Raw genomic sequence first — 22533 nt, 5'->3', positions numbered from 1 at the left:
TTAAACTTATCTGTTACTCGCTTTTGTATTATGGCCAAACTGAAACTGGAATACATCTGGCTCGACGGTTACACGCCGGTCGCCGGCCTGCGCAGCAAGACCAAGATTGTCGACGGCGACGCCTCGAGCTTCTCCCTCGAAGACTGCCCGATGTGGGGCTTCGACGGCAGCTCGACCCGTCAAGCTGAAGGCAAGAGCTCGGATTGCCTCCTCAAGCCCATCGCGTGCTACCCCGACAGCAGCCGCGTCAATGGCTACCTCGTAATGTGCGAGGTGCTCCTGCCCGACGGCACGCCGCACCCGACGAACACCCGCGCCACCGTGGCCGACGACGACGGCACCTGGTTCGGCTTCGAGCAGGAATACTTCTTCTATCAGGACGAGCGCCCCCTCGGCTTCCCCGAAGGCGGCTACCCGGCTCCCCAAGGCCCCTACTACTGCGGCGTGGGCTATCGCCACATGGGTGACATCGCTCGCTCCATCGTGGAAGAGCACATCGACGCTTGCCTTGATGCCGGCCTGAACTTCGAAGGCATCAACGCCGAAGTGGCGAAGGGCCAATGGGAATTCCAGATCTTCGGCAAGGGCTCCAAGAAGGCCGCCGACGAAATCTGGGTGGGCCGCTACCTGCTGACCCGCATCGCCGAGAAGTACGGCGTCGACGTCGAATGGCACTGCAAGCCCCTCCGTGGCGCTTACAACGATCCGCTCGACTGGAACGGCTCCGGCATGCACTGCAATTTCTCCACCCAGTACATGCGCGAAGTGGGTGGCAAGGAATACTTCGAAAAGCTCATGGCCGCGTTCGCCAAGTATCGCGAAGAGCACGTCGCCGTTTACGGCCCGGACAACCACCTGCGCCTCACCGGTCTCCACGAAACCGCCTCCATCGACCAGTTCTCCTGGGGTGTGGCCGACCGTGGCGCTTCGATCCGCGTGCCGCACAGCTTCGTCAAGAACGGCTACAAGGGCTACCTCGAAGACCGTCGCCCGAACTCCTCCGGCGACCCCTACGCCATCGCCTCCCGCGTTATCCAGACGATCCAGACGGTCCCGACCGCCTAAGCTTCGTCCGAAAAACGATTCTACGAAAACGCCTCGCCTCACCGGTGAGGCGTTTTTTATTTACAGCCAGAAAAGCAAGCACGATAGACAACCTATGAAGCTGGTGCTCACCATAGACGGGAATGATTTTGATACCCTTGAGGGCTTCTTTGATGTGGTGAGTCGCGACGTCATTCCCGGTGTATCCTGGGGGCGTAATCTAAATGCCTTCAACGACATCCTCAGAGGAGGTTTTGGCACGCCAGACGAAGGTTTTGTGCTAAGGTGGGTCAACTCCGCTCGATCAGTGGAGCGCCTGGGGTATCCGGAAACGGTGCGTCAGTTGCAGCAAGGGTTGGAATCGTGCTATCCCCGGAATTTCTCAATCCTCGAGAACGAGCTCGCGATGGCAGAATCAGGCGTTGGTCCGACTATCTTCGATTGGCTCGTGGAGATTATCCATCGTCATGGTGAAGATGGCGATGAAGCAGAAGATGGAGTTGAGTTATTACTGGAATAGATAGCGAAAGGATGAGTGTTTGATAGTTACGTTGCGTAAATCTAATGCTAAAGATAAGATAGGCAGGGCATTAAGACTTGATGGTTTAGCTTATAGATCTCAGGATAAACCCCTATGTCTACAGCTCTCTCCTACCGCGAACGTATCTCTGCACGTAAACAGCGCTTGCAAGCGCCTTCCACCGCCGCTGCGGCTCTCGCTCTTGGCGTGATCGCCAGCAGCGCCCAGGCTGCCGTCTCTTACCACCTGACTCCGGGAGTGACTGACGATGCGATCAATGTCAATCCGTTGACCGATGAGATCACGACCGGTAGCTATTCATCGAGCGATGCTTATCCGATCGCGGTCGCCATCTGCAACACCAACATCTTGCTGATTGCTGCAGGCCAGCAGAGTGGCAGCGTCTACGACAGCTTTCTGAATGACGGCGACACTGTCGACAGCAGCCTGGAGTTCATCACCACTATCAGCTACACCAACCTCGGTAGCGTCGAACTCCTCGAGCCCATTTATCTTGGTTTTCGCTTTGAAAACCAAGGCGCCGGGAGCGACGAGACCTATTACGGCTACCTGGAGCTGCAAGCCACGACCTTTAGCACTCTGGAGCTGATCGGCTATGCGATCGGCGGCAACAACGAGGCCGTGGCGATCGGTGCCGTCGTGCCCGAGCCTTCGACCTACGCGCTGATGCTCGGCACGGTGACGCTCCTGGGCGTGGCTGGCTACCGCCAACGCAAGCGTCGCCTCGCCGCAACGCAGGCCTAAGTGGCCCCCGGCGGCAAAACCAGCCCGGAGAGCCCAACCCTCCGGGCCGCCCAAAAGGCGCTCCAGGCCAAGGACTGGAAGCGTCTCACCCAACTTGTGCCCGTGCTGCAGCGCGAGGGTCGCTGGGAGGCCGCCGAGCACTGCCTGCAGCAAGTCCTCGCCCAGCGGGCCGACTACCTGCCGGCGCAACTCGCTCTGGCCGAGCATTTCCTGCTCGGGGGGCGGGTGGATGAGGCTTATCAGTTGACTCACGCCGCTCTGGCCCTGAAGCCCGAGCATCCGCAGCTCCTGCTGGCCTACGCTCGGGCCTGCGTTGGCTGCGGGGAGGTCGAGGAAGCGCTGGCCGCCTTCGAGCTCGCCGAATCCCAGCCCGGGCCCTGGCAAGCGCAAGCCGGCCTCGGCTTCGCGCTCAACCTCGCCTACCTGCCCGACGTATCGGCGGAAGACCTCCGCCAGTGCGGGGCCGAGTGGGAAGCGCGTTATGCTCCGCCGGTTGCCCGCGCTCGTCCCGCGTCTGCCTCTAGCCGCCTGCGCATCGGCTATTACTCGCCTGACTTCCGGCGGCACTCGCTGGCGTATTTCCTGCCGGCCATCCTCGAAGGGCACGACCGCGAGGCCTTCGAGATCTACCTCTACAGCGACACGCAACTGCCCGACGCAATGACGGAGCGCTACCGGGGCCTCGCCGACCACTGGCGCGACCTGACCCGCTCCAGCGACCGCCAAGCCGTCGCAACCATGCGCCGCGATGGGCTCGACCTGCTGGTCGATACCAGTGGCTTTTTCGGTGGCTGTCGTCCACAACTTTTCGCTCATCGGCCAGCCCCCGTACAGGCACACCTGATCGGCTACAACGGCACGACGGGTCTCAGCTCGCTCGACTACCGCTTTACGGACGCCGTTTGCGAGCCGCCCGGCACCGAGGCCGCCAGCTCGGAAAAGCTTTGTCGACTGGAGCCCGGCTTTCACTGCTTCTGCCCGCCGTTTGAGACGCCGCTACCCGCGCTTGCACCCTCGGTGACAGCGGGGCATGTCACCTTTGGCTGCTTCAACCACCTGACGAAGCTCAACGACGAGGTCATCGCGCTCTGGGCCGAGTTGCTGCAGCGCCAGCCGACCAGCCGCCTGTTGCTCAAGGCCATCAACCTCACCAATGAATCGACTCGCGAGGGCCTCCGTGCCCGCTTTCAGGCGCACGGCGTCGATCCTGCCCGGATTGAGACGCTTCCTGGGACGCCTTCGCAAGGAGACCATTTAGCCGCCTACGCCCGCGTCGACATCGCGCTCGATCCCTTTCCCTGCAACGGCACCACGACTACGCTCGAAGCCCTCTGGATGGGCGTGCCGGTGCTCACGTTGCCGGGTGAGCGCCACAGTGCGCGGGTCAGCGCCAGCCTGCTTCAGCAGATCGGCTTGAGCGAATGTGTCGCCACCGATCGCCCAGATTTCTTCGCCCGCGCTCAAAAACTGGCAGACGATGCCACCACTCGAACCGCCTGGCGCCATGAGCTTCGGCAGCGCATTCAGCGCGCTCCCTTGGGCGACCCTGCTCAATTCGTGCCCCGGCTCGAAGCCGCTTATCACGAGATGCGACGGGCAGCGGTTGAATAACAAATCCGGTTGCCTCACGTGGGAGACGATTTCGACCCAAAGTCGAAAATGGTGGGCGGCGAGGGACTCGAACCCCCGACCTACTGGGTGTAAACCAGACGCTCTAACCAACTGAGCTAGCCGCCCTTCACCAAATAAACGATCAGATTTGAACCGTAGAGGGCAGGCCGTCAAGCCATATTCAAACCTTTGAGACCTTTCAGCTTCCTCCTTGGTCGGGAATCGGCCACTACGCGTTAGTGAGGCGGTTTAGAGGATTGAAGTTTAGAGAATCCCCCCAAATGCTGGGCTTTGATCTAACTCCGCTTGTTGCCAATGCCCCCCCTTTCCCAATCCGGCCGCCGTGCATGGGCCAGTCTCTTTGTGGTCGCTATCCTCCTCGTGCTGGGTATCAGCGCCTGGGCATGGCACTCGCAGCAGCCGCCCGAAGTCCCCTCGTGGGGGCAGGTGGCCTTCGTCAGTGCCGGCCATTCTGGTGAACTGCCGGAGTGGGCGCGTCCCGAAACCTGTGCCGCCTGTCATACCGATGCGCATGACGACTGGCAGCACAGTCACCACTTTTTCGCCAACCGCCCGACCAACTGGGAAGACGATGCGGAAGCCTTTCAGCAGCTTGGTGCGGTCAAGCTCGGCGGCATCACCTACCGGCCCGAGACCTATGGTCGCAAGCTGTGGCTGGTGCCGGAGAATGCCGAATGGGCAGGGGAGGGCTCGCCTGCCGTGGCGGGTGCATTGCCTGCGCTGGGCGTGATCGGTTACAAGCCGCTGTTGCAGTATCTGGTGCCCGGGCCGGGCGGGCGCTGGCAAGCTCACGCGGCGGCCTACGATCCCGAGCGGCAAGAGTGGTTTGACGTGCACGACGGGGCCATGCGCACGGTGGGAGACTGGGGCCACTGGAGCGGGCAGGGCATGAACTGGAACGCCAACTGCGCCTGGTGCCACATGACGGGTTATGACAAAGGCTACGACATTGCTGCCGATGCCTACGAGAGCATCTGGCAGGCGCAGGCGATCTCGTGCGTCCAGTGTCACCCGGGCATGGAGCAGCACGTGACGCTGGCTCGCATCGGCGACCTCAGCGGGCTGAAGCACCTGAGCACGACGCAGCATATGGACAACTGCGCCAGTTGCCACTCGCGTCGCGAAGAGCTGACGCCGAACCGCTTTACCGCCGGCGACCGCTACGAAGACCACTTCCGCCTCGCGCTGGCCGACCAGCCCGAGGTGTATTTTGCCGATGGGCAGGCCCGCGATGAAGATTTCGTCTATGCCTCCTTTCACTACAGCAAGATGGGCCATGCGGGGCTGAGCTGCCTCGATTGTCACCAGCCCCACCACGGCGGCACCCTTCTGCCGGTCGACAACAACGCGCTCTGCCTCAGTTGCCACGGCAGTGGGACCAAGGGCGCGACCATCATCACCGAGCGCGAGCACACGCACCACGCCAGCGGCAGCACGGGCAACCTCTGCATCAATTGCCACATGCCGCAGCGCACCTACATGGCCCGCGATCCGCGTCGCGACCACGGCTTTACCAGCCCAGACCCGACCTTAACGCGCGAACTTGGGATCCCCAACGCCTGCTCTTCCTGCCATACCGATGAGTCGCTGGAATGGGCCGAGCAATGGGCCGACACCTGGTATGGCACCACCCGCCGCCTGCATGAGCGCGCCCGCGCCCATGCCATCGCGACGGCAGAGCAGGGCGACCCGCAGGCGGTGCCGCAACTGCAGGCGTTGATCGAGGCGGAAGAAAATCCATACTGGCGCGCAACCTATCTGGGTTGGCTGGCACAGTTTGGCCCCGCAGCGAAGACCTTCGAACTGGCCCGCACGGCCAAGACCGCCCAGTTGCCGCTTGAGCGCACGAAGGCCATCGAGGCCTTGGCGACCAGCCCGCGCACCCTGCCCGAGATCGCACCGCTGCTGCATGACCCGACCCGTCTCGTGCGCCTGACGGCAGCGCAGGCTTGGTTGGGCGCAGGCCAAGCCCTGCCAGCAGCCAACCAGCCCGAATACGAGGCCTACCTGCGGACGAATGCCGACCGGCCGGTGGGGCTCTTCCGCTGGGCGCAGTGGCTGCAAGCTCAAGGGAGCGAGCCAGCGGAGGTGGTGCCGCTCTACGAACGCGCGGCCAAGCTCGACAATTATTCGCCCCGGGTAGCCTACAACGTGGCGGTGGCGCTCGACGGGCTTGGCCGGCCGCCTCAGGCCCGCGCGATTCTGGAGCGTTCCCGCTCACTTTACCCGCGCGACGGCTTACCCAGCTACGGCCTTGGCCTGCTCGTGGCGGCGGGAGAACGCCCGCAGGAGGCGATCCGCTACTTTGCCGAGGCTGTCGAATCGGCGGGCGATCAGGCTCCTTCGCGCTGGTATTACAACCTCGTGGTCGCCTGCATGCAGCAAGAGCAGCCCGAGGCCGCCCGCGAATGGCTGGCCAAGGCCCGCGCGCTGCACCCCCACGCCCCGGAGCTCCAACAGCTCGAAGCCTACCTCGCGCAGTAGCGGCAGGGCGAGGCGGGCTCAGCCCCCATCATCCAAAAATGCAAAGGGCAATAGGCTCGACAAACGACCGGTTTCGCGGCAAGTCTCCTACTTCTTATGAAAGTCTACGTGAATGGACAGTTTGTTGATCAAGCGGAAGCGAAGATCTCGGTCTTCGACCACGGATTGCTCTACGGTGATGGAGTATTCGAGGGGATTCGCCTGTACGACGGCTGTGTATTCCGTCTGGACGAGCACCTGGAGCGGCTCGAAAAGTCGGCCAAGGCGATCATGCTCGATCTGCCGTGGAGCCGTCAGGAGTTGGCCGACATCGTGTGCGAATCCTGCCGCCAAAACGGGCTGAAGAACGGATATATCCGGTTCATCATCACCCGCGGCGTCGGCACGCTTGGCCTCAGCCCCAAGAGCTGCACCGAGCCCGGCATCATCTGTATCGCCGATACGATCTCGCTCTACCCGGAAGAGTTCTACACCAAGGGCCTCAAGATCATTACCGCGCCGACCCGCCGCATGAACCCGGCGGCGCTCGCGCCCATGATCAAGAGCCTCAACTACCTCAACAACATCCTGGCCAAGATCGAAGCCCAGAACGGTGGCTGCCTCGAAGCCCTGATGTTGAACGACGAGGGCTACGTGGCCGAGTGCACGGGCGACAACGTCTTCATCCGCCACCACGACACATGGTTGACCCCCGCCTACTACGCCGGCGCGCTCAAGGGCGTGACGCGTGGCGCGGTGATCGACCTCATGCGCGAGGCCGGGATCAAGGTTGTCGAGACCAACATCACCCGCTACGAAGTGTGGACGGCCGACGAGATGTTCCTGACCGGTACCGCCGCAGAAGTCATTCCGGTGGTGGAAGTCGATGGCCGCACGATTGGCGACGGCTCTGTCGGCCAGCGCACGCTCGACCTGCTGCAGTCTTTCCACCGCATCGTGCGCGAAGACGGCACCCGCATCTAGTCGAAGCGCTTTCATGGTTTGAATTGCCGCCACCTTCTTCCAGAGGGTGGCTTTTTTGTCGGCAGAAAGGGCAAGCTCTCTTGCGCGAATCCGTTTGACAAAAATTCTGCTGGTGACGTTCATTCGTGCGCCTTCGCGAAATACATGTTGGGCTTCTGGCAACGAGTATTTGCCCTGATGGGCGTCGGATGCGTGCTCGGTCTCACGGGCTTGCCGCTGGCGTGTATCCAGGTGTGGGGCTGGGGCACGATGTTTGCCCGCTACGCCGAGTTTATGCCCACAGAGGAAGCGCTGGAGTTCACCTTCAGCGGCCAGGAGCTTTGCGGCTATTGCTCGATGGTGCAGGATGCGCAGGACGAAGGGCTGACGGATGTCGCCTTCCAGTTGCTGCACGATCTGCGCCTCCTCCTGCCGGAGTTGAATGCGACGGAGCTGATCGCGCGCGCGCCGGTGTCGACCCTGTCCATCATCGAGTCGACCCTCCCGGAAGAGCCGGAGAAGCAATCGCTCCACCCGCCCCCACGAGGCGGTTTGCTGGTCTGATCGGCCCTGTGCCGAACCACACCCCGGTCCCGTTTGAGACCGGGACATCCTGCGGTGCCTGAACTTGATGGCACCGCCCGACACCGCAGCTTTTGCGGTGGCAGATCCAGCATTCCAACTGGTCCGTCCCTATGCCTGCCGTCTTTGGCCGCAGGGTATCTACGACGGGCTACACCTCGTATCATGTATTCTTTTGTCAGCTACTTTTCTACGCGATCCCTTTACACGGTCGCACTCGTTTCATCATTGGCCGCAACCGCGTCTTTGAGCGGGCAGGGCACCTCTTCCGCGACCTCCGAAGAAGTTTACGACCTGCAGGAGTTCGCCGTGACCGCCAGTGCGGCCCAGAACTCGACTCTGGTGCTGGAAGGCCGTCCCGAGACGGGTTCGCGCCTCGGCCTGAGTAATTGGGAGCTACCGGCCTCGGTCTCCGTTATCTCGCAAGACCTGATGCAGCAGCGCGGGCTACGGACTGCCGTGGAGGCGGTCGAGGCCGCCGTGGGCATGACCGGCGGCACCTACTACGGGTCAATCCCCAGCTACACGACGCGCGGCTTCAGCGGTAATTCCGTCACTGTGATGCGCGACGGCATCCGGCAAAACACGGCCTCGCAATCGTCCCGCACGATCGACTCGTTTCTGCTCGGTGGCGTCGAGATCCTGAAAGGCCCCGCCGGTCTGATGTTTGGCGAAGGCGCCATCGGCGGTGCCGTCAACTACCTCTCGCGCGAGCCCCTTGCCGCCGCAGCTGGAGAGCTGCAGGCAAGCGTCGGCTCCTGGGATACCTACCGGCTCGGCGTGGGCTGGGGCGGCCCGTTGTCGCTCGGCGGCGAGCAACCGCTGACCACGTGGCTGGGCTACAGCCATCAGGAGACCGCCGGTTATGTCGACCGCAGCCGCGAACGCTACGATGCGGGCGCGCTGGCCCTCGGCTGGCAGGTGTCGGACCGCTTCCGGCTTACCCTGCAGGCCAACTACCTCGAAGACTGGAACCAGAGCTACTACGGCACTCCTGTAATCTACGACGCCGTGCTCGACACGACCGACCCGGATGCGGTGGCCGAAGTGCGCGCCTTTAACAGCAGCACCGACCGCATGATCAACCCGCGTATCGACGAGCGGGCGCGGCGCACCAACTACAACATCTTCGACAACTACGCCGCCTCGCGAAACGCCTTTGTGCGTCTTCGGGCCGAGTGGGAGCTGACGCCCGAAGTGGCGCTGCGCAACGAAACCTACGTGGCCACGCAGGAGCTGCGCTGGCGCAACCTCGAAACCAACGTCTGGAACCCCGTGACGGAACTGGTCGACCGCCGCTCGTTCCTCCACATCTATCGCGACGACGTGCTCGTCGGCGACCGGCTGGACGTCACCACGCAAAATGACCTCTTCGGGCGCAGCAACCGCCTGCTGGTCGGCCTCTCCTATGAGCACAACGACATGGGCCGCGGCGGCACGCCCGACGGCTATCCCACCACGCTCGACAGCGTGTCGCTACTTGATCCGGTGCTGGCCGACGGCCCGGGGGACCGCGAGCGCTTCCAGAAAACTTCGGACGTGTTGGTCGAGACGACCGCCGTCTACCTGGAGGACGCCTTCGAGCTGACCGACACCATCACTCTCGTGGGTGGCCTGCGTTACGACTGGATCGAGCTGGAGCGCGAAACGCTCAACTCCACGACACCTGTCTACGAAAAGACTTACCGCCCAGTCACTGGGCGAGGCGGAGTGGTTTGGAAAGTCGGTTCTCACGTCAATCTCTACGGCAGCTACAGTCGCGCGGCCGAGCCGGTCACCCAACTGGTCAGCTTCACCTCCGCGCGCGATACCTTCTCGCTGCAAAAGGGGCGACAGTACGAGGTGGGTGCCAAAGGGACGTTTTTTGATGAACGCTTGGGCCTCACGCTGGCGCTGTTCGACATCGAGAAAAACGACCTGCTGCGCTCGACCATCGACCCAGATACGGGCGAGCGCCTGAGTCAGCAGATCGGTGCCCAGAACGCACGCGGGGTGGAGCTGGCTGCCGCATTTACTCCTGCCGAAGCCTGGCAGCTGGAGCTGAATCTGGCCTACACCGACGCCTGGTATGGCGATTATGCGGAAAACCTCGGCAGCGGCATTATTGACCGCACCGACCAGACGCCGAGCAACATCCCCGAGTGGGTCGGCTCCATTTCCATTCGCCATCAGTTGACGGAGGCCCTGACGCTGCAAGGCGGCTTGCGCTACGTCGGCGAACGTTTCGCCAATACCAACAACTCTGTGGTGGCCGAGGAATACGTGCTCTGCGATCTGGCGGTGAGCTACCGCTGGCGGCAGGCCACCTTTACCCTGCGCGGGCGTAACCTGCTCGACGAGACCTATGAGCCCGTGGCCGGTACCACCATGCGCCGTCTCGGCGACCCACGCTCGGTCGAATTCGCCACTCAACTTCGCTTCTAGCCCACTTCCCGATGACTTCATCACGATTCACCGCAGGCTTGCTTGGCCTGTGTCTGCTTTGTTGGTTGGGTGCTGCCTCCGCCGCTGGCCCAGGCTCCGACAGTGCTCAGCCCAGCCTTTACCGAGACGCTGCCGGCACCCTGCACCTCACCTGGAGCGGGGCCGGCGAGGGGGAAGCGGAACGGGCCATCTGGCACGCTACGCTCACCCCCGAAGCCCCCACCTGGTCGGCTCCGCAAGCGGTGGTTTCGACCCCGTTGCTGCTGGAAAACTGGGCCGATTTTGCCACCACCGCCGTGGGGACCGATGGCACCCTTTGGGCGCAGTGGTACCAACGACGGGCAGGGGGGCGCGGCTACGACGGCTGGTTTGCGCGTTCGACCAATGATGGGGCGAGCTGGTCGACGCCTGTTCCACTCGGTCACGAATTCGTCTCGCTCGCGCCGCTGGAAGGCGGGCGAATGATGGCGGTGTGGCTCGAAAAAGCCCCTCCCGCTGCAGATCAAGCGACTTACGCCCCCTCCATGCAGTTGTCGGCCCGATTGCTCGGCCCCGAGGGCCAGACGCTGCAAGACTGGGTGGTCGATCCCGACGTCTGCACCTGTTGCCAGACAACTCTGGCCGCCTTGACCGGTGGACGCCTGCTGGTCGCCTATCGCGGGCATACGCCGGAGGAAATCCGCGACAACCACGTCGCGGTATTCGAAAACGGCGATTGGCAGCGGCCCCAGGTGTTGCACGCCGACGGCTGGATGATCCCCGGGTGTCCCGTCAATGGCCCCGCCGCCGATGGCATGGGCGAACGCGCTGCCGTGGCGTGGTTTACCGCCGCTTGGGGCAAGGCCCGCGTGCAGGTGGCATTTTCAGGGGATGGCGGGGATAGCTTCGGCGCTCCGATCCCGGTCGATCTGGGCCAGCCGATAGGCCGGGTCGACCTCGTCAGCCTGCCCGACGGCTCGGCCATCGTCTCCTGGCTGGAGGTCGGCGCCGAAAGCGGTGGAGCCGATCTCTATGTGCGCCAATTCCGCCCGACCGGCCCGGTGGGGTCTCCGCTGCGGCTGGCCGCGCTGTCGTCGTCCCGTGCCAGCGGGTTTCCGCGCATGGCCGTGCGTAATCCCGAGACCGGCCAGCTTGTGATCAGCTATACGGAGGTCTCTACCGACTCGCCGCCGCAGGTCGTCACGCGAGCATTCACGACTGATGATCTGGCTCAGGATCGTCCCATTGAAGTCAGCTCCGCTGCGGTCGAGCCTGCCAGCCCTCCCTGCGCCTGTTCGATGTAGCTCTTACTCGGCTGGGGGCGCGCTCACTGCCGGGGCGTGCCCGAGGCCCTGATCGGTCGCATAAACGGTGCCTGAGCTGGCTTCGATCAGGATCAGGTGAGTTCCCGCCCCGCTGCGCCAGCCTTGGGAGACCTCGACTTGCGAAGGGAACCAGCGCGGCAGCCCTTCCTCCGGGGCCTCTACGTTGCCGGCGGCGACAGTGCGCAGCGTAAACGGGTTAGCCTCCAGCCAGGTCAGCGTTTCCGGCCCGGGCTGCAGCGCGAGAAACCACTGCCATTTCGCGACGCCTTGCTCGTCGGTCCACTCCCGGCGCTCGGCGTGCAGCAGGGCGTCGTTGGGTGCCGGGTGCCGCCAGAACGCCCGCCGAAACACCTGCGCGGGGTCAACCGTCGCGTGGAGCGTCAGGCCATCTGCCGGCGGGGCTGCCTCCGGGCTCTCCTCTATGGGAGCCGGGCCGGGGCGCGCCTGCCAAAGGAGCAACGCACCCAGAAGGCCGGCAGCCACCAGCAAGGCAGCGAGGATGAAGCGTGGACGAGCCATGAGAGGCGGGGCGGTTTAATTACCCGAGTGCGAGTAGCTGCGGATGAAGAGCTTCACGTCGTCCACCGAGCGCACGAAGTTGTCGAGCGCGCGCTGTTCGTCGTTGAGCAACGTGTAGGCGGGGATGACGAGCTTCCAACGGCTATTCCACACACTGCGGCCCACGAGGCGGCGGTTGGTGAACTCCGCCGGGATCGAGCTGTAGAAGTAGGCCGGGTCGTCGACCGCGCGGAAAGCCTGATGCTTGCGGCGGATCCAGAGCTGCTCGTTGAGGCTGCCCTCCGGCGTGAAGAACTGGATCGAGGAGAAGTCGCTCGCGCCGAGGTTCTTCGGCAACGGCAGCGCCTGATCCTTCACGGCCCAGCTACGGATCTGGTTGGTGTCGCCCAAGGGGGGCGCCCGCATCGAGTCGATACCGGCCGGGATCAGGTAGGCATACGGCGTGGCCGAGAGCGCCAGCGGATCGGAGCTGACCGGGCTGCCCGCATTGGGCGTACCGATCGCAAACGGGTCCATCCCGATGTAGCCGTCGAAGACCAGGCCGACCGAATGGATCTTGGTGGCAAAGCTGGACTGCGAGAAAGCGTGGTCGCCCGCCGCGAGCGGCCAGCCGAAGAAGTTCAGCCCCGGCTCGATGGTGGTGGCAAACTCGATCACGATTCCCGGCACCGCGCGCCCGTCGGAGCGGCGCAGGTTCGAGCAATACATCGCCACATCCGGGTCATTGAGGACGTTGCTCATGATGTGCTGCTCCAGCACCTGTTGCCACAGCAGATCGTCGTCCGCCGTCGCCTGGTCGGCACGGATGCGGAAGAGCTCCTGCCGCAGAGAGAAGAGGGTGCCGCCCATGTCGGGGTTGTTGATGCCGAGGCGCCCCTTGGCCACGGCCCAGTCGTCGCGCAGCGAGGCCAGGATCGAAGCCAGGCCGGCGTCGCCCTCGCCACTGGCGATCGGGCTGTCCTCATGCCACGCACCCACGGAGTAGGTCTGGATGACCTGATCGAGGAACGCGCGGCCCTCCGGCGTGCCCAGCAGCCCCGTCTCGTAATCGTAGGCCGTCACGGCGGTGTAGGTGTAGAGCTGGGCGAGGTTGAAGAGCGACTTGTATTGGGCCAGCTCCTCGTTGCGCAGCTCACGGAACACGAGGTCGCGCGTGCGGTAGCCCTGGATGACGGAGGCGGCGCGCTGGCGGAAGGTCTCGCGCTCGGAGAGGATGTGGTCGGCATCGGCGTAGAGACGGGCCACGCGCTCGTTGGCGCGCTGCAGCTCAGTCAGCCGCTGCGTGACATCGTAGGCGGTGGCCAGCAACTCGTCGTAGAGGCGCTCGAACTCGACCACGTGCTGTTTGGTGACGGTGTCGAAGTTGTAGTCGTCGATGTATTCCTGCGCCTGGCCTTCGAGATCGGCTGCCTCGGCTTCGAGTAGGGCCGCTTTCGTCTCGGCGGCGAGGCCCAGCAGCTCCTGGGCGAAGGCCGCACCATCTCCTGAGAGCAGGGCCAGCATACGGCCGACCGACGTCACGTCGTTCGAGAGACCGACGGAGGTGGGCGCGGCTTCGGCGGAGGCGGCGGCGAGCCCGCGGATATAGTCTGCCGTGAGGGCAAAGGCGGCGGCCGAGGTGGTCAGCGCAAAGGAAGCCTTGGTCGCGGCGGCAGCTTCGTCGAGCAGCGCGTTGGCCTCGTCGTTGGCCTCGCCAAAGGCGGTGATGAACTCGGAGAAGAGCTGGTAGTCGCGGTCGAAGCGGCGATTGAGCATATCGAAGCGGTTGGACGCCTCGCGCAGGCTGACGGTCGCCTGATACGCATCGAGCAAAGCCTTCTGGATGTCGCCACTCTGGCTGCGGCTGCCCATGCTGGTCGTCACCGTATCGGAGAACTGGCCGAGCGTGTAGGGCGAGAGCCGGTAGGTGCGCGTGGTATACTCCACCGGGTCGCGCAGGCGGTTGTAGGCATTGTCGACCGACCATTCGGTGAACGGATCGTGGTTGACGGGCTCGCGGAACTCGACCGTCACATCCGTGCTCACGTCGACGAGGCTCGAAGGCCGGTCGATGAAGTAGGAGTGGTAGAGGTCGGGCCCCGTGTAGCCCTGCGCGTAGAGCTTACCCGGGCCGATATCGCCGGCATACGGGGTGCCGAAGAGGCTGATGAGCTGATACTCGTAGGCGTCTTCCTGCCGCTGCACGGCTGCGTTGTATTCGTCGAGGTTAAAGGACTGGCGGCGCAGCATGTGGTTCATGCGCGCAGCCTGGTCGAACGAATTCTTCGCGTTCAGGGCGGCCTGCACGGCCCGGTCGTAAATCTGCTCGAAGTGAGACTTCCCGGCGTCGAGCTGGCTGGTCGAGAGGTCGAAGGCCATGGCATCGCTGGCAAGTCCGAGCGGGTTCATGTGCGCCTGCTCGCCAAACGAGAGGTTCAGGATCTGGTTGGCGCTCGTCACCAGCTCGTTCAGCTCCGGCACGGTCGTGCGGTCGATCTTCTGGATCCCCTCGTTCCGGTCGTCGATGTCGGGCAGCATGGCGTTGGCGCTCACCCAGTTGAAGTAGGCCCCCTGGTAAGAGCGCGAGACCCATTCGTCGGTGCCCCAGTTGCGGGTGCGGTTGGTCGAGCTGTTGTAGCGGCCATCGCGCATCTGGTCCCAGCCGGCCTCTTCGCCGGAGGCATGGTTTTGGCGGGCGGTGAAGTCGATGATCGATACCCCGGTGCGGGCCAGCGCGGCGGCGGCCGCGGCAAACTTGCGCTCGTCCTGATAATCCACCTGCACGGTCTGGCCGAGCACGGAGACCCCCTCGGTGTTCGGGTTCCAGGTAAACACGTCGGAAGTCAGCAGCTTGTAATAGCCCTTGAGCGCCGTCAGGTAATGGCCGTAGGCATCGCCGTGGCCCTGCGGGAAGAGATACTGCGCGTCGGAAGCATCCACCACGCCGTCTTCAAACGGGCCGCCGACCGTCTCACGAATATCGTAGTTGATCGCGTAGAACGGTTCCCCGGAGTTGATTCCGTTGGTGTAGTTCCAGTAGAGGCGGTTGTAAGCCGGGTTGGTGCGGGTGCCCGGGCTCACGAAGTCGTCGCGCCCCCGCAGCAGCGTCAGCGTTTCCTCCATCAGGTCGGCCATCTGCCCTTCAAACGAGTAGCGCGAAGTGGCGACGTCGATGGACGCGCCATTCGAGTCGATCAACAGGGTGGGGTTCTGGGCATCGTCCCAGGCCTCGTTGCCGAGCGTCATATAGAGGTCGTTCAGGTAGCCGGCGACGAGCAATAGGGTATCGTTGACCGAGTCGGTCGTGATGCCCTGTTCGAGGCTCTGCTGCTTCACGCGGTTGAGCACCGTTTCGTAGATCTCGATCAGGCCGAAGTCCTCGATAGAGTCGATGGTCAGGGCCACGTCGCCCTCCCAGCGAGTGCCCGCTTGGGTGAGGATGCTCACGTCGGTGCTGACGGGGTTGTTGTAAAGGTCGGTCTGGCGCTGGTTGAAGGGGTTGATGCCGTCCAGCACGCGCTTGACCCAGCTTTCGACCAGCACGGGCTGCGTCCAGTCGCTCCAGTTGTCGCCCGTCACGAGGCCCGCTTCCTGATTGGCGCGATAACGCATCGTGAAGTAGGTGTCGGAGAAGACGAGCAAGGGATCGCCCAGCAGCGAACCGGCCGAGCCGCCCACGATCACCGTGTTGGTGAGCGGGCCGGGGGCACCGATCCACGGGGATCCCGGCTCCAGCACCAGATCGGTGCGGGTGGGCACGTGCACGCGGAAGTCGACCGTGCTGCTTTGGCCGCCCGGGGCCTGCGAGGAATACAGGGCCACCTCGATCGTGTTCTCGCCGGTGCGGAAGTAGACCGGGTCGATCTTGAACTGGTAGGGCAGGCCGTCGAGCGCCAGCCCACTGCGAGGCGATTGCGGAGACAGATTGCCCGGGATCGGGTAGCCAAACGGGATCTGGTAGGCAATGGCCGCATACCCGTTGACGTAGATCGCAAGGCCGTCGTTGGGGTTCAGGCTCGCGCTGAAAATGATCTCGGTCGGCACGCCGCTCGTAAAGTCGAGGCCCGTCCGGCTGCGCAACATCTGCCCAGGCCCTTGGAGACTCGAATTGTAGGATGCGTTGTTGATCTGGATCGAGCGCGAGAGCGTCACCGGGCTGCCGGAGTAGGCCGTTTCCGGGGGAGAAGCCGTCGGGTTGGCCACGAGGTCCCACTGGTTGGTGGAAGACGTGCCGATCACGCGCTCCTGGCCGTATTCGTAGGTGCCGGGGCTCATGCCTTCGACCGGCATGGCGTAGGCCCATTCAAACTCATAATCGTCCGGCACGGCGGCAAAGTCGCCGCTGTGGCGCAGTGTCGTCTGCTCGTCCAGCGGATTGGAGGCGGAAAGCTTCTTCAGCTCGCCCTGGTAGAGCTGCGGCTCGACCTTGATGACCTGCATCGCCACCGGCTCGCCCTGCGGCGTAAAGGCCTCGCCATCGCCAAAGAGCAGCGTCACGTAACCGGTGCCGTGGCCCAGTGCGGTGAGCGCATAGCTGTCGACGGCCGTGTCGGAGTAGGAAATCTCCGGCAATTCGCGGCTGCCCACGATCGCGGTCCGGCTGCCGTCGACAATGTAGGTGCCGCGTGCGTTCGGGTTTTCGATAAACGTTTCGACGGTGGTCGCCAGCGCGTCGATGGCGGCATCCCACTTCGCCTTGTCGGGGTCCGAAGGGTCGACGAGGATGCGCAACGCTTCCGCGTCGGCCTCACTCAAGGCGTTGAGGTTGACGTAGTCTTCGCCCGCCACTTCGTCCACAAACTCGCCGATCAGCATGATGCCGCCGATGTCGCCCAGGTTGGGGTCGAAGTAGATACGCTGCTGCAGGTGGGGCTGCGCGAGCTGGAAGTAGGTCTTGCCGCTCTGGTTGGTCGTCTTCAACGAAACCGGCAGGGCCGTGAGGCCGACCGACGAGTCATTGATCAGGACGGATTTGCCTCGCGTCGGGTCGTGCAGCGTCACCGCTGGCAGGCCTGTGTTTGCAATCGACTGCTGGTAGAGGACGCGGGCGCTCGACTGGCCACGCACGGCCGGCAGCCCGCGCTTGGGCAGGGCGAGCGTTTCGCCGACGTTCAACACCGGGGGCGCATCGGGCCAACGCGGGAAATACAGGATCGTCTGAGATTCGCCGGTTACCGGGTCACCCGCAAAGGAGCCGTCGGTATTCAACGGACGCAGGAAGGGCAGCACGGTGCCGACGGCCGGTTGCGTGCGGTTCGGGAACACGAAGTCCGACCGCATGGTGTAGTAAAACTTCATCCCCAGAGAGGGCAGCCCACCATCGTGCGGCCCACGATAGACCCAGTTGTAGCCCTTGCGGTCCTTGAAGGTGAAGGGCGTGTATTCGGTGGGGGCGGAGGTATTGCTCGGCGGGTCGGTATAGACGCTGCCGGGCATCACTTCGACATTGCGGACGAAGCCATCCGGGTCGGTCGGCAGCGGGAGCAGCGGCAGCGGCATGGGGGCGCTGAGAATGACGGGCGCAGTGACACCGTAGGCGAAAGGATAGGCCGAAGTCTCGCGCAGCACTTCGTAAACGGCGATGGCCGGGCGCCCGTTCGCCGGGTCGGTGTATTCGAGCAGCATACGCGGCTCGGAGGTGAAGGATACGCCGAGCTGGGTGCCGTCGGTCACGTTGAGGTCGTCGCGCAAGGCATAGCCCCGCCCATTGAGAAGCAGCGCGTGCTCTTCGTTGGGGTTGTAGCCCGGTAGGGTGGGGTCGGGCTGGTTATAGACCCGGCCCGTCGCCATCGCGGTGGAAAGGCTGCCTGTGCCCAGGTTCGAAGCCATCACGATCTGGCGATCCGAAGAGCGTTCGATGCTGAAGCCGTCGATGCCCCAGCCCTCGTTGCTGGCCGCCTCGTTCAAGGTCGAGTGCAGGCCCACCGTGAGGGTGTGCACTGGCTGTTCGGTGGTCGATTGCGCGTCGATGATCACGCGGAACACCTGCGATTCATAGCCCGCAGTGCCCCAGAAGGGCGCATACGTGCCCGGTACCGGCGCGATTGTCCAGTTATAGGTGACACCGCCAAACGAGCTCTGGCCCGATTGGGAGACGAGCTGCTCCGCGTTCCACGTAAACTGGCTGTCGAGCACCTTGTTGTTGTTCAGGAACACCTGGAACTTCTCGTTGTCCCACGTCAGCAGACGGTAGAAGGTGAAGGCGACGCGCACGTTGTTGGCGTCGGCGTCTCCCAGCTCGAAAGTCTTCTGCGTCGTGGGGCTGGAGCTGCTGCCAAACACGCCGAGGAACTGGCCGCCGCCGGCCGCTGCCGGGGCCTGGGCGGTGCTGCCATGGCTCCAACCACTGGTGCCGCCTTCGAAGGTATCGACCGCCAACAGGCTGGAGGGCGCGTAAGAGACGGAGTAGCGGCCTACTTTGGCTGGCACGTAAAAGTCATCGAACTCACCCGAAGGGGCGGGCACGCGCTGGAACCACCAGACGGTCAGCGGGTTGGCATCGCCCGGGAGTGCGTTGACCGGGATGATCGCACCCTTTTCTGCCGCCTCGATGCCTTCCTCGAAGGGGTCGACATAGGCGGTGGGGGAGTAGGCGGTGCCGCTGGCAATATAGCCGGCCACCGAATAGTCGCCCGCTGGCGGCTCGATGCGTTGGCCGACGAGCACGGAGCCCGTCAAGGCCGCCCCGCCATCGCCTTCCTCGAAGCCCTCGCGGTCGTAAGCTTGGGTTAGCAGGCGCACATACCATACGCCACTGTTCTCACCCGTGAACTTGAGCAACACGCGGTTCAGTTGGTCGCCCCCTTGCCCGAGGTCGACGATCAGGCGCTGCGTCACGGTGTCGATCTCGGCCTCATCGCCGCTTGGCGCATCCTGATAGACCAGTGCTGGGATCTTGCCATCTTCAAACTTCAGGCCGGTGCCGTTGTCGGTCGAGCTGCCGCCGGTGTAAACGGTGTAGGAAGCGTAGTCGGTCACGCCATTGGGCCAGAACTGCAGGTATTTGTGCAGATGCTTGGGCCACTCCACGACGAGGCCCGGCACTCCGCCCTCGTCCAGGGGCAGGCCAGCGTCGCGCGGTTCGATCCAGTAAAACACCACACGGTCTTCGATCTCGTTTTCGCGCTCGGCAAAGTAGGCGAGGCTGCCATCCGGGCGGGCATTGGAGCCATAATAGGCCACTTGGTCTGCCGGGTTGGTGCTCGTGATCGGCATGGCGATCAGGCTCGCGTCATCCGGGCTGGGGCGGATCTCGTCGCCCAGGAAAACGGTCAACGTGCTCGGCTGGGCGCGTTGCTCGACATTCACAATGTCGGCCCCGAGGAATGTGTGGGAGCCGTCTTCGCGCTGCTCTCCGAGGTATTCGACCAGCAGGCGGCCCGTCAGGTTGTAGGCACGCAGTTCGCTCCGGCCGGTAGATTTTTCATACCACACCGTGCGCAGGATCACCGTCGCTTCGGCGTTCGGGTCGGCATTCGAGTTGCCGACGATCTCGACTTCTTCCGCCACCGTCTCGGGGAAGACATTGCTGTAGACGGGGTTGACCGTGACGATACGGCCCGGTGGGATGTTGACCGGGGGACCGTCGAAGCTCTTCTCCGTCCAGAACATCGTCCGAACGGGCTTACTCGTGGCGGATGAGACGGTGAAGCGCTCCTTGTAGAAAATGTAGTTGTTGGAACTGTCGGGCAGGGCCGAGCGCCAGGTGATTTCGACGGTACCGGGCGTGTTGGCGAAGACTCGTTGCGCGTGCGGGCTGTAGTAGTAGTCCGCAAAAACGCCTTCGGCCAGGGCCGGGATAGTGGCCGGGTCTCCCGTTTTGTAATCGACCGGGGTGGCGCCGCTCGGGTTGGTCAGGATTTCGCCGGGTGCGACGGGTTCGCTGCGCCAGAAGGTTGCAGGGTCGTCAATCTTCTCTTCGCGCCCCTGGGAATTGAGGATGACGGTGGGGGGCGAGATTTGGTCGCCAAAGGAATAGCGGGGCACGCCGGAGGAAAAAGTCGTGCCGATGCTGGCCGAGCGGAGTTGGATCGTGCCGCCGGTCGGGTAGCCGTTGCCGCTAGAGATCGGGCCGGCGACGCCGCTGGTTTCGACGGCGTTGGCGTATTGGGGCGTGATCGTCGGGCTCCCGGTGGGGGAGGTGTTGGCCCCGACGGGCGGGATGTTGCTGGAGTTGTTGGCCGGGACCCGCTGGCTCAGGCTGTTGTTGACCCCGCCCTCGATCTCGTATTGCGCAAAAACGGAGGGGTGCAGGGCGACAACTGCGGCAAGCAGCGCAGTGACACGCCCCCAAGATCGCCGCCATGTCTTGGGTAAGCTGTGTAAGACGGCCTTCATGGCTTTAGCGCTTGTTGATGAGGTTTTCCAGTGCTTGCAGGCGGGCTTCGAGCTCGGCAATGCGAGCGTCCTTGTCTGCCAGCTGCTCCTGGACGGCGTGCAATTCGTCTTCCAGCGCCGTCACATCGGCATCCGTGCGGGCACTCAGCTCCTGGATGGCCCTGGCCGCGATGGTGCCAAACGAGGTGTAGCCGACGGTGAGGTAGCCGTCCTCCCGAGAGCCGACCAGATCCGGGAAGAGCGGCTGCAGTTCTTGCGCAATCACCCCAAATTCAGGCTTTTCCTCTGGATTGGTATCGTTGATCCAGTGGTAGCGGCGGAACTGCACCTGCAAGAGCCGATCGAGCATCGGCTCGGCATCGACGATGTCCTCCTTCAGTCGAGCGTCGGAGCGCCAGTCGAGGTCGTTATTGCCATCCATGCTAAAGCCGCGCCAACTCCCGTCGTTCAGATTGGTGTTGTAGGCTTCGAGCACGATGATGCCGTTGGAATAATACATCCGGGCGTAGCCGTTGCGCCCGTTGCGCGAGCCAACCGAAGTCAGAGGGCCGCCGACGTTGAGGTGCCCCTCGCTGCTGGAGCCCGTATTGATTGAGACGCGTGCATCGGGATGGAGGGTGAAATAAGGGTTGAAAGAACCGTCGTTGCCCGTCCCCGGTCCGATGCCGAAGTTGCTGGTGTTGGGCTGAAAGCCGAGCGACCAGACATAGTTACCCGAGCGCACGAGGTTGATGTGCTGGGCTGCATTGGCGGGCCGGGTCAAACGGATGACGCCGTTGTAACCGTTGTCGGGGTTGACGCTGGGGTCGTGGGCGTTGATCGCGCCACTGACTTCCAGAGGCGTGATCGGGTTGGTCGTGCCGATGCCGACGTTGCCGTTGCCCTGGATGCGGATACGCTCCGGTGCCCCGCTCCCGGTGCGAAGAGAGATGGCGTTGATGCCGAACATTTCCGTGCCTCCGCCAAAAACGCTGCGGACCCAGTTATTGGTGTCGCCCAGAAACAGATTGGCGGTCGTGCCGCTCGTGCCCCAGTTGGCCGGTGTTGCCAGCATGTCACCCACGACGTGCAGGCGCTGGGTCGGGTTAGTGGTGCCGATGCCCAGGCTGCCACCGCTGAGGCGCATCCACTCGGTGAAAGAGGTCGACGAGCCATAGCCGAAGGCGTGGCGGTCGCCGCTGGAGCCGGCGTAATATTGCAAGGTACTGCCTTGAATGCCAAAACCGTAATGGTTGGTGCCGCTGTTGCCCCAGAGCGAAATCTTGTTGCCCAGCGAGTTGTCGAACGTCAAAGGCACACCCGGATTGCTCTCGCGGATACCGACGTTGCTGTTGCGCCAGATGTTGCCGCCCGATGGAGTCCACACGCCGATGGAGTTCTGGTTGATTTTGGAGGAGTCGATGGACGAGCCTGCGATCAGCGACGTGGTGATCGTGTTGTTTGCGATCTTGCTCGAATTGATCGAACCGGCCGCAATCTGGTTGGTCGTGATCGCGTTGTCGGCGATCATTGCGGTGGTAACGGCGCGGTCGGCCACACCCTCAGCCATCTTGGCGCGCAGCGAGTAGGCACCGGCCACCAACTGCTGGCGGGGCGAAATCTCGGCGTCGACCGTCGAGGCATTGCCGTCGTCGATGGTAATGCCGAGGAAAAGGGCATTGTCGCCCGCGGTGTTCACCACGTCGGCGAGCGTCTTGTAGGGCTGCGTGGCGGGCGCACTGGGGCCCGGTTGACCGGAGACGCCGGTGCCGTTGCCGATCAACACGCTGAATTCACCCGCCGAGATCGTCACCGTCTGCGACTCGGCGTAGACGGGCGTGCCGCCGCTCGCCGCCGTGTAGAGGCGGAAGGTGGTGGAGCGGTTCACCGGCGCGGCGTTGCCGATGGGTTGGCCGTTGGCATCGGTGACGCGGCCCTGGTAGCTCATCAACGACGGGACGTTGGCGACGAGCAGGGACGTACTGCAGAGCAAACCGAACAGGAAAAATGCAGCTTTCATGG

The 22533-nt window shown here is 63.6% G+C and carries 12 protein-coding genes and 1 tRNA gene; 9 read left to right on the top strand and 4 right to left on the bottom strand.

Annotated elements, in window-relative coordinates:
• The first annotated feature begins 30 nt into the window (after positions 1-30).
• The 4 genes from Q7P63_07740 (at position 31) to Q7P63_07725 (ending at position 3940) form a co-directional block, all read left to right on the top strand.
• Complete coding sequence (locus Q7P63_07740; GenBank protein MDP0499978.1) at positions 31-1065, top strand: glutamine synthetase beta-grasp domain-containing protein; 1035 nt, start codon at positions 31-33, stop codon at positions 1063-1065.
• Positions 1066-1159: 94 nt separating this feature from the next.
• The gene (locus Q7P63_07735; GenBank protein ID MDP0499977.1) at positions 1160-1564 is read left to right on the top strand and encodes a barstar family protein; all 405 of its coding nucleotides are present in this window, start codon (positions 1160-1162) and stop codon (positions 1562-1564) included.
• A 114-nt stretch (positions 1565-1678) separates the two neighbouring features.
• Positions 1679-2329 (top strand): PEP-CTERM sorting domain-containing protein, encoded by a 651-nt coding sequence (locus tag Q7P63_07730; GenBank protein ID MDP0499976.1) that lies wholly within the window; start codon positions 1679-1681, stop codon positions 2327-2329.
• Positions 2330-3940 (top strand): glycosyltransferase, encoded by a 1611-nt coding sequence (locus tag Q7P63_07725; protein ID MDP0499975.1) that lies wholly within the window; start codon positions 2330-2332, stop codon positions 3938-3940.
• Positions 3941-3989: 49 nt separating this feature from the next.
• Here the strand turns inward: Q7P63_07725 and Q7P63_07720 are convergent.
• Positions 3990-4066: transfer RNA gene (locus tag Q7P63_07720), tRNA-Val, on the bottom strand.
• A gap of 189 nt (positions 4067-4255) precedes the next feature.
• Between Q7P63_07720 and Q7P63_07715 the strand changes: the two genes are divergently transcribed.
• The 5 genes from Q7P63_07715 (at position 4256) to Q7P63_07695 (ending at position 11676) form a co-directional block, all read left to right on the top strand.
• The gene (locus tag Q7P63_07715) at positions 4256-6445 is read left to right on the top strand and encodes a multiheme c-type cytochrome (GenBank protein MDP0499974.1); all 2190 of its coding nucleotides are present in this window, start codon (positions 4256-4258) and stop codon (positions 6443-6445) included.
• A 96-nt stretch (positions 6446-6541) separates the two neighbouring features.
• On the top strand, positions 6542-7408 hold the full coding sequence (gene ilvE / locus Q7P63_07710) for a branched-chain-amino-acid transaminase (GenBank protein MDP0499973.1): 867 nt from the start codon (positions 6542-6544) through the stop codon (positions 7406-7408).
• 177 nt (positions 7409-7585) lie between these two features.
• Positions 7586-7951, top strand: a complete 366-nt coding sequence (locus Q7P63_07705) for a hypothetical protein (protein ID MDP0499972.1) — start codon at positions 7586-7588, stop codon at positions 7949-7951.
• A gap of 183 nt (positions 7952-8134) precedes the next feature.
• Positions 8135-10393 (top strand): TonB-dependent receptor, encoded by a 2259-nt coding sequence (locus Q7P63_07700; GenBank protein ID MDP0499971.1) that lies wholly within the window; start codon positions 8135-8137, stop codon positions 10391-10393.
• An 11-nt stretch (positions 10394-10404) separates the two neighbouring features.
• Positions 10405-11676, top strand: a complete 1272-nt coding sequence (locus tag Q7P63_07695) for a sialidase family protein (GenBank protein ID MDP0499970.1) — start codon at positions 10405-10407, stop codon at positions 11674-11676.
• A gap of 3 nt (positions 11677-11679) precedes the next feature.
• Here Q7P63_07695 and Q7P63_07690 read toward each other — a convergent pair whose 3' ends face one another.
• From Q7P63_07690 to Q7P63_07680, 3 genes are read right to left on the bottom strand one after another with little or no spacing between them, the layout of a single operon-like run.
• The gene (locus Q7P63_07690) at positions 11680-12216 is read right to left on the bottom strand and encodes a hypothetical protein (GenBank protein MDP0499969.1); all 537 of its coding nucleotides are present in this window, start codon (positions 12214-12216) and stop codon (positions 11680-11682) included.
• A 15-nt stretch (positions 12217-12231) separates the two neighbouring features.
• On the bottom strand, positions 12232-20532 hold the full coding sequence (locus tag Q7P63_07685; GenBank protein ID MDP0499968.1) for a hypothetical protein: 8301 nt from the start codon (positions 20530-20532) through the stop codon (positions 12232-12234).
• A gap of 4 nt (positions 20533-20536) precedes the next feature.
• Complete coding sequence (locus Q7P63_07680; protein ID MDP0499967.1) at positions 20537-22531, bottom strand: tail fiber domain-containing protein; 1995 nt, start codon at positions 22529-22531, stop codon at positions 20537-20539.
• Positions 22532-22533 lie beyond the last annotated feature (2 nt).

The sequence above is a fragment of the Verrucomicrobiota bacterium JB022 genome (assembly GCA_030673845.1).
In the GTDB taxonomy this organism is placed as follows: domain Bacteria; phylum Verrucomicrobiota; class Verrucomicrobiia; order Opitutales; family Oceanipulchritudinaceae; genus WOUP01.
This window is presented reverse-complemented; position numbering and strand designations above follow the sequence as displayed.